Origin of the sequence: Clostridium manihotivorum, assembly GCF_004015185.1 — a bacterium.
GTDB lineage: Bacteria > Bacillota > Clostridia > Clostridiales > Clostridiaceae > Clostridium_AR > Clostridium_AR manihotivorum.
In genome coordinates this window covers 4494240-4510029 of record NZ_CP025746.1, presented here as the reverse complement: position 1 = coordinate 4510029, position 15790 = coordinate 4494240, and the positions used below count along the sequence as shown (strand labels likewise).

Here is a 15790-nt window from a genome sequence, read left to right as displayed (position 1 = left end):
AGGAATTTATGGAAAAATTATTTTTAGCAGAACCAAGCAAAGCCTATGAAGAAAGCTTTAAAGAATATGCTTTAGCATATAAAGAGGCCAATGAAACTTATTATTTTGAGAAATACGGAAAAGCCTTAGATAACTTTGATGAATATATAAATAATCAAATCAAACTTTCAAAAGGCATAAATATACCTGAGGGCTATGTAACTACCTCAACTTTTTGGTTGATATGTAACCAAGCTGTAGTAGGAGTGGTAAGAGTTAGACATGAAGAGCTGGAAAGTGCTGGCCATATAGGATATGATATAGCGCCATGCTATAGAAAAAAAGGATATGGTACAGAAATATTAAAGCTAGCTATAGAAAAGGCAAAGCTAATAGGTATAGCAGAACCTATAGTTACCTGTAATACAAATAATGAAGCGTCTAGAAAAATCATAGAAAAAAATAATGGTAAGTTTTTAGGACAAATATTTGATGAGGAAGAAAATGAATATTTATTCAAGTTCAAGATCTTATCTAGATATTCTAATAATATCTAAATATAAATAGCTTCTATTTATTCAGATTGAAAGCTATAGGAAATAAATCTTCAGCAAAAATTCCTTATGTGTTTTTAAAGTATGTAAATACATACCTTTAAGAAGTCGCTAAATATGATAGTTAGCGGCTTCTTTACGTCTTTATAATAATCTATAATAAATTTTACATAAAAACTTATAAAAAGCTGCTAACTTTTTATGGGGATAAACGTCAATTATATGAAAGGTATTAATACTTATAATCAGGCGCCGCTATAGTACTATTTCCAAATTAACCATAACTAAAGGTTATCATATTGCTAGGAGAAGTTAATGGATAATGAAGAATTTAATAAGATTTTAAAAGAGAAGTTTCTAATATTGTATAAATACCTAATAAAGAACGGCTCTAGTCATCATGATGCTGAAGATATAATTCAGAACACCTTCATTAAATTAATGGCCAATCTAGAAGGTATAAATGTTAGAAAAATTGATTCATGGTTATTTAGAGTAGCCTTAAACGAGTTTTATGATTTATGTAGAAAAAAATCAAGAAGTCCTGTTATTAATACCGATGATGAGGCTTTTATAAACAACCTTATGGGAGAAGAAAACTGCGAAAGTCTCATAATTTCCAAGGAAATAAAAGGACAAATTGCGACAGTTATGGAGGCTGTTAAGCCTGTTTTTAAAAATCTTCTCTTGATGAAATATGATATGGGACTAACATATAAAGAAATAAGTGCCTTGTTAGATATGAATGATAGTGTTGTAAAAAACTATTTATTTAGAGCAAGAAAGCAATTTATGAAGCTGTGGGAGGAATTTAATTATGAAAGATGATATTGAAAATAAGCTAGATGAGTTGTTTGATAAAAAGAGCAAAAAAAATAGAAAGATTATCTTTGCCGCTAGGGTGAAATCAATTGCTATAACGGTAAGCATAATTTTAGTCATATTATCTCTAATATATGTTGGGATGAGTAGAGTTGTAATAGATAAAGTAATCAATAAAATAGATATAAAATTATCAGATAAGAAAAGCCTAATCGTTAATGATATAGAGAAAGAGTATGAAATAATGCATCCAGATCAATATTTGACCCAGGATACCTACCTAAAAGGTTTTCTTTCGGGCAATATAAAAATTGATACTTATAAGGTTATAGAAAAAAATCTAGTTGCCACTGAGCCCATAGAGAGAGGGTTCAATTTAAAAGAAATGCTTCCGTCAGAAAGGGAGCAATATACTTCTGTTAGTGAATCAGGAAATGGAATTTCAACTCTTTCACCAGGTAGTGTTCATGACAAGCTCAAGGATGTAGATTTTTTCAACAGTGTAGGGCAAAGAAGGATGATATTTTTCTATCCCTTCAGTGATTACAAGGATTTGTATAGAAATGATATATCAAAACTAAATCAAGTTGATGATAAAAAGGTAGCAGAAATGGCGCTGTCTTTTGATAAATATTATAGCATAGAAGAAATTCAAAAAATCATTCCAAGTGGAATAACTATAACCTGGTATTGGGTAGACGATGTTTCTGAAGAAGGGAAAAAAGCTATATTAGCTAGTGATGATAAGGATACTCAAAGTATAAGAGAAGGTTATAATGGAACAAGAAAAGATGGTTTATTTAGAAGAGTTGTGTCAGAGGACAATGCCATAGGTATAAAGGCTATAGATATGATTGGTTGTAAGATTGATAATCCACAAGATAGTTTCGTAAAAAGCATATATAGAAATGATTATAAGGATGATGGAGTTAAGAATTTAAAAAATACACTTGAGATTAAAGAAACTAATGATCAAAGCAATAGACTAAAGTACAATGAGAAGAGTATAAGAATTGGAGGAGTGGTAGTTACAGGTTCGGTGGAGCACCTTAAGGCATTATCTAAAGTTAGCTCAATAAAAGCAAGTACTTTTGGAGTTATAGTGGATAAATACTAGGTAAGCTTATTCCTAATGATGTTGAGATTAAGTTGAAACAGGCATTCAAGGGTGTATCATATTAATTTACAGCACTATATATGTATGTATTAAAAAAATGTGGGTGGCTATTTTTTATGACTAAGTTATGAAATTAATATATAAATACAGTTTGTTAAGAAGTAAAAGGGCTTAATGATTTTACAGTAGTTAAGTAGTCTTAAACAGACTATATATTTCATATAAAAGTAGTAACAACATTTATTTAATACATATCAATAGGGTAGCTAAATATATATTCAGTAGGTGTATAGTTATATTTTTAGCTTTTTGAAGACAAAGAACTCATGGGAATCTCATATGAATTAGTATAGCTGACGTAAACTGTAAACAGCTATAAAGTATGAAATATATTATTTTAGGCTTGTATATATGACTAAATAACTATTAAGAGTACGGATTATATCATTATAAACTGTACTCTTTTTTTATTTACTGTCCAGAAAATTATAAGATTTTTTCTTATCTGAATCTACCAATATCAAGGCTTTGGAGTAGCTACTTAGAGGAAAAATTAAAAAATAAAATTATGTCTCCTGCCAGAATTTGTTCACACACCTTCAGAAAAGGCAGATGCGAAAAAACTCACTGAAGAAGGTGGTTCAATGAATTAATATATATATAAGATGAAGAAACATGTGGGTATAATTTTACGTAGTTTTTAAAACTACTTATTGACTAGTAGAAATTACGTGGTACAATATGTATATAAGAAATGTTTGTTAAGCAAAGGAGTATTTTTATGATAAATATACATGTTCTTCAAGAACTTTATAAGAAAAACAGAAAAGGTGACATGGGAACAGGAATACAAATAGTCACAGCTGAAGACGGTAATTGGAATGTACTTATAGATTTGTTTAATACTGAATATGAAGGAAAAGATTTTACACCAGTTGTGATACATAATGATTCAAATAGTTGGGTACGCTGTTTTAAAGAAAATCAAATATTTAAAGGCTTTGGTGGTGCTGAAAATCTAGCAGACATACTTGATATATTCAATATGTGGCTTAATGGGAAAGAAATTCAAGCCTTCAACAATTAGTTAGTTTAAATTTTAAGAGGTGATTTATATGGATGTTAAAGAAAAATATAATGTAGTAGCATATGGGGACTCTATTACTAGAGGAGTGGTATATGACAATGAAAAATCAAGATATACAAACATTAAGGATTGTTTTGTGAATCTTGTAAGCACCAGTATTAATGGAACAGTATATAATGCTGGAAGGTTTGGCAATACAATTAAAAGAGGCATAAGCAAGATCTACGGTGATGTAATAAAGAAATCTCCAGATATAGTTCTTATAGAATTTGGAGGTAATGACTGTGATTTTAATTGGAAGGATGTAGCTGAAAAGCCTACTGAAGATCATCAGCCTAACACAGATATCCCAACTTTTAAAGATATACTTTTGAATATGATTGATACTGTAAAAAGTTCTGGAGCAACACCAATATTGATGACTTTGCCACCACTAGATTCTGAGAGATATTTTAAGTGGATCACAAGAAACGATAAGAGTTTTCAGGATAATATCCTAAAGTGGTTAGGTACAGAAGATATAATATATAAGTGGCACAGTATGTATAATGAAACTATAAAAGAGGTAGCAGAAAAAACTAAAACTACCTTAATAGATGTAAGATCAGAATTTCTTAAGTGTATGGATTATAAAAAGTTTTTGTGTGTAGATGGAATACATCCCAATTCAGAAGGGCATACCTTAATTGCAAATACTATATTAAGTTTTTTAAGAGAAAAGTATGATTTTGTACTACAGGGAACGGTAAATTAAAAAAACATAATCTTTCATCCATAAAAATAGCTAATGTCGAAGGGCATTAGCTATTTTTATTATGAATAATGTAACGGAAAGTATAATGAAAAAAACTTGTCTTTTTCATAGAAAATTCATAGTTAAGCTAGAAGCTCAGAAGCTCTATAATCTCAATAAGATGAGTGTTGTGAAAGTTAAGCATGCTTTCCAGGTGGAGGCTATTTTATAGAATACTGCTAGCAGTATCTTATATATTACAATTGCAAATTGCTAATTAAAATTGTAATATTAAACTATATAACCTAGCAGTAATGCTACGAAAGGGGGAGATTTGATGGTTTATAGTATAAATTCAGGATCTCAAGTTACTCCGTGCAAAGGCCATAAGACAGAGTCGGCTATGCTTTGTGCGGAGCCTAATTTCATTGAATAGCTGAAGGTATTTTACTATTTGGTAAAAACTATTTAGATTCAACTAAGTTTTAAGCTTGTAATTTAACGTATAAAGACAAAGCTTATTTTGCTAAGGTAGTAAAAAGTTACCTTAAATCTTTCAACTTAGGATTACATAGGGTTGTAAGAGACAGATTCGTGAAAATTACGTTAGTAATTTTTAATGAAATAGGTTACGGTGGATGATACCACTAGAATATTTCCGCAGGGTTTTAATAAGCAATATAGTTACTATGTTTTCTGGGCCTTTGCTTTGACCAAGTTAAATTTGGGAGGAGTAGGGTTATGAAATATAGTAAGGCAGATAAGGTATTGCCAATTGAAATAGTAGAAATAATTCAACAATATATAGATGGAGAATATTTATATATACCTAGGAAGGTAGGAAAAGAAAAGTCCTGGGGAGAAAAAAGCGGTACGAGGAATATGCTTGATGTGAGAAACAAAGACATATATTCTAAGTATTTAAAGGGAGCTACAATAATGGAGCTTTCAAGCGAGTTTTATCTTTCTGATAAAAGTATAAGAAGGATAATATGTGAACAGAAAAAGAAATGCTCAAATTCAACATAGAAATATATATGAGATTGAGAAGTTTGATTTTAATAGATTATAATCGAATTATTATATGAAAAGTATTGTAAATATGCTTAAGTTTACAATACTTTTTTCTTTGGTTATTTTTTAAACATGGGAGCTTACAGAAGCTTTATTTTAATTAGAATTTATGAGATGGAGGAAAGAATATGAATTTTAAAAGTTTTTTGGAGCTAAAGGGTGAAAAGGTATATTTAAAAAAGTTAGGCTTGGAATATAAAGATGAGTATTGGAAGAGCTTTAATGAGGAAGGCGATATAGAGTCAGTAATATTTACAGGAACTCAACAGGTATTTTGTAAAGAAAATGTAGAAAGATATCTGGAGGATATTTCTACAGACAATACCAGAGTAGATTTTTTAATGTTTTCAAAAGCTTCAGATGAGTTAGTTGGAGAGATTGTAATTAACGACATAAATAGAAATAATAGAAGTGCCAGTCTTAGAGTAGGAATATTCAAAAAAGAGAACTTTAGCAAAGGGTATGGAAGCGAGGCTTTAATATTAGCTCTTAACTATGGCTTTGGTATGCTTAACCTGCATAGAATTGAACTTGAAGCTCTAGAATTCAATGAGCGTGCTATTCATGTTTATGGGAAGGCTGGCTTTAAAAAAGAAGGAATAAAAAGAGATGGTTGGTATTTTAATCATAGTTACTATGATTTAGTTACTCTAAGTATGCTGGAAGAAGAGTTTAGAGAGAAATATATAAATAAAGAAGTTGATCTTAAAGTGCTTTTGTAAAATATATTAGAAAAATTATTTAGTTCTAATGGCTCACTCTTATAGGGAATCTTTATGAAAACTTAATTTATACTTGTTATAAGATCCCGGCTTCCGTGGCATGTATAAATTAATAGTTGAAGTTGGTTCCCTGTATAACATATCCTTCATAACTACTTAATTTTAATAATATTATTAGTTATATCTAATATATTAGACTTTACTATCTGTAGGCACTCCTTCATAATAAAATTTATGATATTATATATTTTTATTTATAATGGACAAGAAAATTATTTAAGTATTATAGGAGAAGCAATATGGATGTAAATAAAATAATAGTTTCCATAATGGCAGTATTTATGGTTATAGGAGCTGTAGACAAAATTACAGGAAATAAAAGAGGTTACGGGCGAAAATTTGATGAAGGTTTCTTAACTATGGGGAGTTTAGCCATCTCTATGATCGGAATTATAGCTTTGGCACCGATAATGGCCAAGCTTCTTAAGCCTATAGTTGTTCCTATATATTCATTCCTAGGAGCTGATCCATCGATGTTTGCCACTTCTTTGCTGGCCTTAGATATGGGAGGGTACCCTTTAGCAATAGAGCTTGCTAAAACAAGAGAAGCTGGTTTATTCTCTGGAATACTTTTGGGTTCTATGATGGGAGCTACCATAGTATTTACAATTCCTGTTGCTCTAGGAATTATAGAGAAAGAAGACCATGAAGTTTTTGCTAAAGGTATACTTTCTGGAATAGTTACAATACCTCTAGGATGTATAGCTGGGGGGATTGTAGCAGGCTTTAAGCTATCTATGATTTTTCACAATCTAGTGCCAATAATAATCTTAGCTTTACTTTTAGCTTTTGGATTACTTGCAAGACCTAAAAAAATGATTAAGGGCTTTGTTATCTTTGCGAAGCTGATAATGATACTTGTTACAGTAGGAACAGTGTTTGCTATACTAGAAGCAACTACAGGGATAACCTTAGTTAAAGGTATGGCATCAATATATGATGGCATAAAAACTGTTGGTTCTATCGCAATAATGCTGGCAGGAGCTTTTCCTATGGTACACTTTTTAAATAAACTGCTTAATAAAAAGCTAAAAAGTTTAGGGAACATACTAAAAGTAAATGAAACTTCAGTAATTGGAATCATCTCTTCCTTAGCAAACGTGATTCCTACCTTGGGCTTACTGAAAGAAATGGATGATAGAGGAAAGCTAATAAACATAGCCTTTGCAGTCAGTGCTGCTTCTGTTTTTGGTGGTCAGTTAGGTTTTACAGCTGGAGTGAGTTCAAATATGATATTTCCAATGATTGTTGGTAAACTAACTGCAGGAATATGTGCAGTGATTTTAGCAATAGCGGTGACAAAAAAACAAAAGAAAATTAAGGGTTAGTTTTATTAATAACCTGGCAAAGCCGCATAGAAACTATAAATTCTTAAGTTCTTAAGTTCTTAAATTGTTATATTGTTAAATTTTTAAAAGAGAGTGTCGCGAAATGATTAATTTTTAATTAGGAGCGATGCTCCTTTTCGGATTAAAGAGGGAAATCTCCACAAAATTGAAATATTAAATCAATTTTGTGGAGATTTCATTTTGTGTTGTTTAATATAATTTGTTAATGTTGTAGCAGATGCAAAGCAATATAAACTCAGTTTTAAAACTTCTTTTTCTAAGTGTTAAAAGCAGACTACATCATTGATAATTCTAGTCATATGGTCTCTTTTGGTTTTTAAAGAAAATAAGCTACAAATTTATAATTTATTATAAAAAAGCTTGGTTAAGAATATAATAGCTTATTTGAGATTTTATATGAAATTATGGAAGAGGTAGCCACAATAGAAATGATAAATTAAATCTTTATAGGTATAAAAATCATAAATGATTTAACTAAAATCAACATAAACAAGAAGTAAACATAGGAGTTTATATCTATCTTTAACTACCAGTAATTACATAAACTAAAAAAATCCAAATAAATAGTGGAGAAAAATAGTATATGTTAAACTGTTCGTAAAGGAGGTGAAAGGATTTAGGATAAATTTGATACACTAATTAACTTAACAAAAGAGGATTTAAGGGGGACTTCATGAGCATTAAAAAAAGGCTTATTTCAGGAATGTTGGCATTCATAATGACTTTTACAATAATTCCATTTTCAACTGTAAAAGCTGAAACGGAAGAACAAATAAATGCGGAAGCTTTAAACAATAATACTGAAGGTCAAGAGAAGCCAGAGACAAATATTATTTCTGAAATAACAGATAAAAGAGAAAAAAACGTTAAGTACTTTCTAAAAGAGGATAAAACCTATCAAGCTGTAGTCTATCCGGTTCCAGTTCATTATCTTGAGAATGGTAAGTGGAAAGACATCAACAATAACTTATCTGATAAAAAGGATGAGGAAAACGGAGATATCTTACAAAATAATAGTAACGAGTACTCTGTTAAGATATCAAAGAATACAAAAGCGAAAAAGCTTGTAAGAATTCAAAAGGGTCAGTATGAAGTAAGTTGGAACTTTAAGGATGCTAATAAAACTTCAAAGCTAGTATCGGCTGCTAAGGGAACAGTTGGGAAGGCACTAACAAAAGATGATAAAAAGAAGGTACTTGATGGTATTTCATCACAGATTGAATTCAATGACATATATATGTTGCAAGATGAAAATTTCGATATGATATTTAGGTAAGAACATCCATTAATATAAGATAACTAAAATATCCAAACTAGAATATAAAATAAAAATTATAGCGAGGTTTTAAATATGGATATTTTGATTCTTAATAAGATTGCTGGGCATGAAGATGATATAAACGAGTTAAAATCAGCTTTAAAAAAGACTAAAAACACAAGGTTATATAAAAGATATTCTGTTTTACTTAAGCATTTTGATGGATTTACAAATAGAAAAATAGCTGAAATGGAGAATCTAGAAGAACATACTGTTTCTACATATATAAAAAATTATAAATCAAAAGGAATAGATGGATTAAATATTGGCCACGGCGGCGGAGCGCAAAAGAAAATCAATTCACTTCAAGAGAAGCTCATTGTAGAAACTATAACTACAAAAACTCCAGAAGATGTAGGCTTCGAATCTAAAATGAATTGGACTATTGAATTAGTGAGGCAATGGGTTATTAAAGAATTTAATATAAATATGTCACATAGAGGAATAGCATATGTACTTCATAGATTAAATTTAAGTTATACTAGACCTACTTACGTCTTAGCGAAAGCTGATAAAGAAAAGCAAGAAATTTTTAAAAGTGACTTTAAAGCTTTAAAAAAAATGCCTCAATGGCTTAGTTGATACCATCTTATTTGAAGATGAATCAATGATTAGAGATTATCAAGCAATTCAAAAGAGCTGGTTTATAAGAGGACAACAAAGGAAAATTCCTACGTTCGGTAAAAATGCAGGTGTTAAACTTATGGGAATATTGGATTACGAGACTGGTAACGTATATTGCGAGGAACATGAAAGATATGACGCTAAGATATTTAATGACTTTTTAGAAAACGTACTTAAGCAGTATCCAAAAGGAAAAATTGTTGTGGTATTAGACAATGCTAAGATTCATCATGCAAAGCTGATTCAGCCATTTCTTAATAGAGTTAAAGATAGGCTTGAATTGATGTTTTTACCACCGTATAGTCCAGAAATGAATCTTATAGAGGGGTTATGGGGATGGCTAAAGGCATCTGTTATTAACAATGTCTTTTATAAATCTCTGCCACAAGTTAGAACTGCAATTCAAAAGTTTATAAGTAACATAAATAAGGTTCCTACTCAAACAATAGACAGGCTATGTGTTAGATTGTAGAAACCAATTTGCAATATATATATATAAAAATGTTAACATTAAGTATGATATCGTTGCAGATAAGATAAAGGAAGACATAATTATTAAAGATAAAATTGAAAATCCTCAATTTAATGTGAATTTTCAAATAAAAAACCTAACACCAAAGTTACAAGAAGACAATACAATGGTCTTTTATGATAATAAAGATAACAATAAAATAGTTTTCATTATGGATGCTCCATTTATGTATGATGCTAATGGACAAAAAACAAATGATGTAAAGTTAAAGCTAAGTAGTTCAAAGGAAGGATACACACTAACAATTATGCCGGATAGTACTTGGTTGTCAGATGAAAGTAGAAAATTTCCTGTAGTAATAGATCCACCAGTTCAAACTTCACCAGATGCAAGGACAATCTATGATAGTTTTGTTTCTTCTGCGAATCCTACTACTAACTATTATTTAAATCAGCATCTAGGCATTGGTTATGGATACGCTGGAAATGGCTATACGAGGTCATATATAAGATTTGATCTTCCTGCAACTTTAAGTTCAGCTGACTCAGTTACCTCAGCTTACTTAGCTATGTATTTGAACCAATCTACACAGAGCAATTATCAGGTTAATGTACATAAGGTGAATTCAGCCTGGTCTTCTAACACGATAACTTGGAATAACCAACCAACTTCTAGTTCTAAGATAGAAGAGTATAGATTTGTAAATGGAGATGGAGGCACAGGCGTAACTTGGAATATCACAAGTACAGTAAAAGACTGGTATGTTAATGGTAATAATAATGGATTGATGCTCAAGAATAGCAATGAGAGTCAAGGCTTTACTGAATATCTTTCATCAGATTGTTCGCAAGATTATACAAGTCTAAGACCTATGATTACAGTGAATTTTAGAAATAACAGTGGTTTAGAAGGATATTGGAACTATCACACTCAAGCTGTAGGTCGTGCAGGTACGGCTTTGGTTAATGATTATAATGGTAATCTAGTGTTTGTACATGAAGATTTATCAATGAGTGGAAGCAGGATGCCTGCTAATATAAGGCACGTATATAACAATAGTGAAAAAGGCCAAGATAACAAGTATGGACTAGGTTGGAGATTAAATCTAAGTCAAAGAGTGATTCCTAAAACTCTAAACAGTAAGCAATGGTATTGCTTTATAGACGAAGATGGTACTAACCACTATTTTGGATTAGATTCATCAACAGGAACTTATAAGGATGAAGATGGATTAGACTTAACTCTCACTGTAAATAGTGATGGAACCTATACAATAAGAGATAAAAATGACGGTACTTTAAATTTCAACTCTTCTGGTTTTTTAGTTACTGTAAAGGACAGTAATAGTAATACGATAACCTTAAATTATAATGGAAATATTTTAAACAGTATTAAAGATGGCTCAGGAAGAATAACAACTTTAGAAACAGATACTAATGGCAATCTAAAGGCAATCATTGATCCAGCTGGGAGAAGAACAAGCTACGAATATACAGGGTCACTTTTAACTTCAATTATATATCCAGATACAAAAAAGACTGTATATTCCTACGACAATGATAACAAGTTGACTAGTGCAACTAATTTTGATGGACTTAAGGTTTCTTTTGAATTTAATAACATTGCTCCGTATAAGGTTACAAAATTTTTAGAAAGTAATGTAGATGGAACAGTTGGAGAAGAACTTAATCTATCCTATGCCTCAAATGCAACCACCTTTATAGATGCAAAAAAAAGAAGTGAAACCTATCAGTTTAACGATAATGGAAATACAGTGAGCACCTTAGACAATAATGGTCAAGCACAATATTATAGTTATGGTAATAGCGGTGCTCAAACGAACAAAATGCTTCTAGAGTCAAAGCTTCAAAAGACACCAATTTCTTATATAAGGAATCATAATGCGGAAAATAACTCAGTATGGTACGCAGCTTCGTGGGGAAACAGCGTTGGTACTCAAACATTCACCACGGAAGATGAATACGTTGGAAGCCAATCAATGAAAATTACCAGCACCACAGATTTTGGTGGAAGAGATTTTGAGCAAGTGGGCATAGCACTTGATAAAGGAAAAACTTATACCCTGTCAGGATATATTAAAACCTTAAATATACCAGAAAAGAGTAACAGTGGAGCAAAGATATTTGTCGGTTATTTTGATGGTTCAGGTAATTCTAAGTATTCTCAGGTATTTGTAAATGGTACAAAGGATTGGGATAGGTATGAAACTACATTTACTCTTCCAGCTGATAGTACAAACAATAATGTATGGATAGGAGTTGCCATCACAGATAATACTGGTACTGCATACTTTGATGCGTTACAACTTGAGGAAGGAAGTGTTGCAAATAAATATAATTTAGTTGAAAACAACAGCTTTACCTATGGTGGAGATATGCCTGATTTCTGGGCTGGTGACAGCACTGATTCAAATGATAAGGCTATTTCTACAGAAGCAGCGCCTTATCCTGTTTCGCTTGGAGATAGAGCCTTTAAAATCAATGGAAATGCCAGTCTTTCAAAGAATATACATCAACTGATTAATGTTTCTGGAAAACAAGGCGATGCCTTTGTAGCTGGAGGATGGGCTAAAGGTCAGTCTGTTCCTGATAATGGAAACGGAAGGTTTTCTGTAATTGTAGGTTTTAAAAAGACTTCAGACAGTACCTTTGAGTGGCATCAAGTAGATTTTAATAGAAGTTTTACAGACTGGCAGTTTATTTCTCAGAAATTGATAGCCAATGCTGATTATTCGCAGATAAGAGTTGAAGTAAATTATTATACAAATGTTAATCAGGCTTACTTTGATGGAATTCAGCTTTATAAGGAAGAGTTTGGCACTAGCTATCAATATGATTCAAAAGGTAATGTTACATCAACTGTTGACCTAGTTAAACAGCAGTCTCAATTCCAATATAGTTCAAATAATGATTTGGTTAAGTTAATAGATGCTAAGGGTAGTGAGTTTAACTACGAGTATGATAACAATGATAGTAGTGCTAAAAAGCACAATATTACAAAGGCTACATCTGCTGGTAACGATGCTACCAATACTCTGCTAGAAGGAAGTAAGACATTTTCTGGAGCCACTTCCGATTATGTTAACTTAGGAGCAACGAATTATTCATATTCAAACGGGTTTGCTATTTCTTTTAAAGCTAGATGGGACTCTTTAAATGCTTGGTCAAGAATTCTTGATTTCGGTAACGGTGGAGGACAAGACAACATTATTATTTCTAATGAAGGCACAAGTACTACTTTGTCAATTAGGATTAGAAAAAGTGGAGTTGAGTATAAATTAGCCGTAGCTAATGCTATTACTATTGGAGAAAATGCTTTTTGGTCTATTGAGGTAGATAGTAAGGGCTATACTAAGATGTATAAAAACTACAATCTAGTTGGAGAGAATCAGCTTCAACTACCTGATAGTATACCTAGAGCTAACAGTTATGTAGCTAAGAGTAACTGGACTGCAGACGGGATGTATAAAGGATTAATACAAGACTTACAAATTCAATCTTTTACACCTATGGTATATGGTTTTGAATATGATTCCTATGGAAATCCTAAAACCTCAACTGTAGGACAAGGTTCCTTAACAAGCAGAACGTCTGCTGTTTATACTGCTAGCGGAAACTATTTAAACACCTTAACAGACAGTTCTGGAAACACTGTAACTTATAACTACAATGAAACAAAAGGTGTTCTTGATAACCTTGTTGATGCAAACGGGAAGGTTACAAACTACCAGTATGATGATAACGACAGACTTACAACTGTATCAAAGAGTGTAGATGGAAGAAGCATAACAAATGGTTATACTTATGAAAATGATAGGATAAAAGTTATCACTCATAATGGCTTTAGTTATAACTTTGGATATGATTCTCTAGGTAATAACAAAACTGTGGATGTTGGTAGTCAAAGACTTATAACAAATAATTATGATACTAGAACAGGACAACTTAATGATTCTACTTATGGAAATGGACAAAAAGTATCGAGTACCTATGATGATCTATATAGAGTTATAGCAAAAAGCTTTAATGATCAAGTAAGGTTTAGTTATCAATATGATGGATCAGGAAACCTTGGCTTTAAAGAAGATAAAGTTAATGGCGTGAAATATAGATACATATATGATCTGTCAGATAGACTTGTGAAGGTAAGTGATTCTACTGGAAATACAACAAAGTTTGATTTTGACTTAAACGATAATGTAAGCAAACTTACAGATATTATAGGAAGTAATAGTTATACAACCATGTACTCCTATGATCGTGATAGAAAACCAACAAAGGTTAATTTAAATAGTGGAAACTCCCTAAGTATCCAATATGATGCAATAGGAAGAATTTCAAGTAAAAGTATTAATACAACTACTGCGTATAACACAAACTATACTTATATACCTGGAACAGATGGAAATACTACCTTTAAGGTAGGGACAGTAAGCAACAACGGAAGTAATATAACCTATGCCTATGATAAGTCTGGGAATATAGATACTATCACTCAGTCTGGAGGTAATATAAAGTATTACTACAACGAACTTAATGAGCTTATAAGAGAAGATAATCAGAGTTCAGGTAAAACTATTGTATATAGCTATGATGATGGAGGAAACATAAAGAGTAAGACGGAATATGGATATACATCCCTTACTCCAGCAAACCCAGTAAATAGTATAAATTATAGCTATGACGATGCAAACTGGAAGGATAAGCTAACGTCCTATAATGGAAAAGCTATAACCTATGACGAGATAGGTAACCCATTAACTTATGATGGAAATACCTATACATGGGAAGAAGGACGCCAGTTAAGTACCATTTCAAACGGTAGCCAAACAATATCATACAAATATGATGATGCAGGGATACGTACAGAGAAAAAAGTAAATGGAGTAGTAACTAAGTATCATTTAGTAGGAGATAAGGTAACCTACGAAACTAATGGAACAGATAAAATCTACTACAGCTATGACAGCAGTAATGACCTAGTTAGCATGAACCTAAACGGTACAGAATACTTCTACATCCGAAACGGACAAGGAGATATAATAGGTCTTATTGACGGTAGCGGAACACAGGTAGTAAGCTATAGTTATGATTCTTGGGGAAAACTTTTATCTATAACGGGAACTTTAAAGGATACAATAGGAGTGAAGAATCCTTATAGATATAGAGGATATAGGTATGATACCGAGACAGGGTTATATTATCTACAATCAAGATATTATAGTCCTGAGTGGGGAAGATTTGTTAATGCTGATACCATAACAGGAAGCACTGGTGAGTTATTAACTGCTAATATGTTTGCTTACTGTCTTAATGACCCAATTAACAGAGAAGACCAAGATGGACTTTGGTCATTTAAGTCAGCTATAAAGCTCATAAAAGCTGTAGGAGAATTTACAGCTGGAGTTGCAATGGTCGCTGGTGCGGTTTCAACCGGAAACCCAATTATCATCGTTGGTGCTGCTATATATGGAGCAAATCATATAGTTTCAGGAGCTATGGATGCATATAACATAGTTAGAGGAAGAGAAAACAATGTTGGTAAAAATAATTTAATAAAAAATCAAATGCAAAAAGCTTATGGTAAAAAGGTTGGAGGAATAGTTTATGGAGTTTGTGATTTTTCTGTTGGTTTATCATCTGGTTTAGCTGCAGGAGATTATTCAGCTTCAAAGTTTATAAACAAACGAACATATACATATAAAAATGGTGTGCTTAATAAAAATCCTGTTACATGGAAAGGTATAAATGGTGTTAAGAATATATTCACCAAAGGATATAACATAAAAAAATATAAGACATTTAAGACCATAAAGAGCAATATAAGCGGAATAAAGGATATATTTTACTAAATAAAAT

11 protein-coding genes are annotated in these 15790 nt (G+C 31.6%); all 11 read left to right on the top strand.

All coding sequences use genetic code 11. The features are described 5' to 3' along the window. The first annotated feature begins 8 nt into the window (after positions 1-8). The 11 genes from C1I91_RS20270 (at position 9) to C1I91_RS20220 (ending at position 15783) form a co-directional block, all read left to right on the top strand. A complete protein-coding gene (locus C1I91_RS20270; RefSeq protein ID WP_128214503.1) occupies positions 9-536 on the top strand; it encodes a GNAT family N-acetyltransferase in 528 nt (175 codons plus the stop codon). A 312-nt stretch (positions 537-848) separates the two neighbouring features. Then, complete coding sequence (locus C1I91_RS20265) at positions 849-1361, top strand: RNA polymerase sigma factor (protein ID WP_128214502.1); 513 nt, start codon at positions 849-851, stop codon at positions 1359-1361. Continuing rightward, entirely contained in the window at positions 1351-2472 is a 1122-nt protein-coding gene (locus C1I91_RS20260) for an anti sigma factor C-terminal domain-containing protein (protein WP_128214501.1), read from the top strand. Before C1I91_RS20265 ends, C1I91_RS20260 begins: the two co-directional genes overlap by 11 nt. A gap of 781 nt (positions 2473-3253) precedes the next feature. After that, a complete protein-coding gene (locus tag C1I91_RS20255; RefSeq protein ID WP_164880604.1) occupies positions 3254-3559 on the top strand; it encodes an Imm53 family immunity protein in 306 nt (101 codons plus the stop codon). 28 nt (positions 3560-3587) lie between these two features. Then, positions 3588-4313 carry an SGNH/GDSL hydrolase family protein gene (locus tag C1I91_RS20250; protein ID WP_128214499.1) on the top strand — a complete coding sequence of 242 codons (726 nt, stop codon included), beginning with the start codon at positions 3588-3590 and terminating at the stop codon, positions 4311-4313. A gap of 720 nt (positions 4314-5033) precedes the next feature. Then, entirely contained in the window at positions 5034-5321 is a 288-nt protein-coding gene (locus tag C1I91_RS20245; protein WP_128214498.1) for a CD3324 family protein, read from the top strand. 173 nt (positions 5322-5494) lie between these two features. Next, on the top strand, positions 5495-6088 hold the full coding sequence (locus tag C1I91_RS20240) for a GNAT family N-acetyltransferase (RefSeq protein WP_128214497.1): 594 nt from the start codon (positions 5495-5497) through the stop codon (positions 6086-6088). 299 nt (positions 6089-6387) lie between these two features. After that, entirely contained in the window at positions 6388-7476 is a 1089-nt protein-coding gene (gene eutH, locus C1I91_RS20235; RefSeq protein WP_128214496.1) for an ethanolamine utilization protein EutH, read from the top strand. Between the two features lie 694 nt (positions 7477-8170). Next, positions 8171-8773, top strand: coding sequence for a hypothetical protein (locus tag C1I91_RS20230; RefSeq protein WP_128214495.1), 603 nt, complete (start codon positions 8171-8173; stop codon positions 8771-8773). 75 nt (positions 8774-8848) lie between these two features. Next, positions 8849-9911, top strand: a protein-coding gene (locus C1I91_RS20225; RefSeq protein WP_420808429.1) for an IS630 family transposase whose coding sequence is annotated in 2 segments (ribosomal slippage) — positions 8849-9379 and positions 9381-9911 — 1062 coding nt in all. Because the reading frame shifts where the segments join, the coding sequence is not laid out codon by codon here. Continuing rightward, positions 9898-15783 (top strand): DNRLRE domain-containing protein, encoded by a 5886-nt coding sequence (locus C1I91_RS20220; RefSeq protein ID WP_128214494.1) that lies wholly within the window; start codon positions 9898-9900, stop codon positions 15781-15783. The genes C1I91_RS20225 and C1I91_RS20220 overlap by 14 nt, the downstream gene beginning before the upstream one ends. Positions 15784-15790: the final 7 nt, after the last annotated feature.

Excerpts from the sequence above, each read along its gene's own strand:
- C1I91_RS20270 (WP_128214503.1), top strand. The coding sequence starts at position 9 with ATGGAAAAATTATTTTTAGCAGAACCAAGCAAAGCCTATGAAGAAAGC.
- C1I91_RS20265 (WP_128214502.1), top strand. The coding sequence starts at position 849 with ATGGATAATGAAGAATTTAATAAGATTTTAAAAGAGAAGTTTCTAATA.
- C1I91_RS20260 (WP_128214501.1), top strand. The coding sequence starts at position 1,351 with ATGAAAGATGATATTGAAAATAAGCTAGATGAGTTGTTTGATAAAAAG.
- C1I91_RS20255 (WP_164880604.1), top strand. The coding sequence starts at position 3,254 with ATGATAAATATACATGTTCTTCAAGAACTTTATAAGAAAAACAGAAAA.
- C1I91_RS20250 (WP_128214499.1), top strand. The coding sequence starts at position 3,588 with ATGGATGTTAAAGAAAAATATAATGTAGTAGCATATGGGGACTCTATT.
- C1I91_RS20245 (WP_128214498.1), top strand. The coding sequence starts at position 5,034 with ATGAAATATAGTAAGGCAGATAAGGTATTGCCAATTGAAATAGTAGAA.
- C1I91_RS20240 (WP_128214497.1), top strand. The coding sequence starts at position 5,495 with ATGAATTTTAAAAGTTTTTTGGAGCTAAAGGGTGAAAAGGTATATTTA.
- eutH (WP_128214496.1), top strand. The coding sequence starts at position 6,388 with ATGGATGTAAATAAAATAATAGTTTCCATAATGGCAGTATTTATGGTT.
- C1I91_RS20230 (WP_128214495.1), top strand. The coding sequence starts at position 8,171 with ATGAGCATTAAAAAAAGGCTTATTTCAGGAATGTTGGCATTCATAATG.